This is a genomic window from Novosphingobium sp. B-7 (assembly GCF_000410615.1).
In the GTDB taxonomy this organism is placed as follows: domain Bacteria; phylum Pseudomonadota; class Alphaproteobacteria; order Sphingomonadales; family Sphingomonadaceae; genus Novosphingobium; species Novosphingobium capsulatum.
This window is the reverse complement of the sequence record NZ_KE148398.1, coordinates 1,890-2,995: the sequence shown is the minus strand read 5'-3', so window position 1 is coordinate 2,995 and position 1,106 is coordinate 1,890. Positions and strand designations below refer to the sequence as shown.

The following is a 1,106-nucleotide window of genomic DNA, read 5'->3' as shown; positions in this document are numbered from 1 at the left end:
GCCCAGGCGCCTGCCGCCCCCGCCCCTGGCACGGCACCGGCCCCGCTGGGCTTTGCGGCCCGCCCGCCCAAAGTGCAGCGCCGCTTCACCAGCCCGGCGGTGGAGGAAGAGATCGCGCGCGTTTCGGCGATGATCGCCGATCCCAAGCTGCGCGCGATGTTTGCGGCCTGCTATCCCAACACGCTCGATACCACGGTGGAACTGGGCCTGGTCGATGGCCGGGTCGATGCCTTTGTCATCACCGGCGATATCCCCTGCATGTGGCCGCGCGACAGCAGCGCGCAGCTGCTGTCCTACATCCACCTCGTGCGCAAGGACGCGCACCTGGCCACGCTGTTTCGCGGCGCCATTGCCCGCCAGGCGCGCTCGGTCCTGCTCGATCCCTATGCCAATGCGTTCATGCGCGATGCCACGGCCAAGACCAACCTGCCCTGGGCCCTGGAAGACCAGACGCAGATGAAAACCGGCGTGGCCGAACGCAAGTGGGAGGTCGATTCGCTGTGCTGGCCGATGCGCCTGGCCTATCGCTATTGGCAGGCGAGCGGCGATGCCGCGCCGTTCGACAACATCTGGGTTTCGGCGCAGCAGGCGATCGTGCGCACGTTCCGCGAACAGCAGCGCAAGGATGGGCGCGGCCCCTACAGCTTCCGCCGCACCAGCGATCGGCCCACCGAAACGCTCGGCCTCGATGGCTATGGCGCGCCCACGCGGCCGGTCGGGCTGATCCACAGCGGCTTCCGCCCGTCTGACGATGCCTGCCTCTATCCGTTCCTGGTCCCGTCCAACCACTTTGCCGTCACCACCTTGCGCGAAATGGCGCTGGTGGCCGAAGGCGCGGCGGGCAATGCCGCGCTCGCCGCCGATGCGCGCGCGCTGGCCGATGAAGTGGCCGCCGCGCTGGCCAAGTGGGGCACGATGCGCCTGCCCGACGGGCGGCAGGTCTGGGCCTATGAAGTCGATGGCTTTGGCAACGCGGTGTTCATGGACGATGCCAACGTGCCCTCGCTGCTCGGCCTGGCCTATACCGGCTGCGTCACCGCCGATGATCCGCTGTGGCAGGCCACGGCGGCGGCCTGCTGGTCGGATGCCAATCCCTATTTCTTCAA

Annotated in this window: 1 protein-coding gene; it reads left to right on the top strand. The window is 68.4% G+C overall.

Annotated features, from left to right (window positions below; translation table 11 throughout):
* Window positions 1-1,106, top strand: a 1,106-nt coding sequence (locus H926_RS28360) for a glycoside hydrolase family 125 protein (RefSeq protein WP_371256287.1), incomplete at both ends; no start/stop codon positions are given.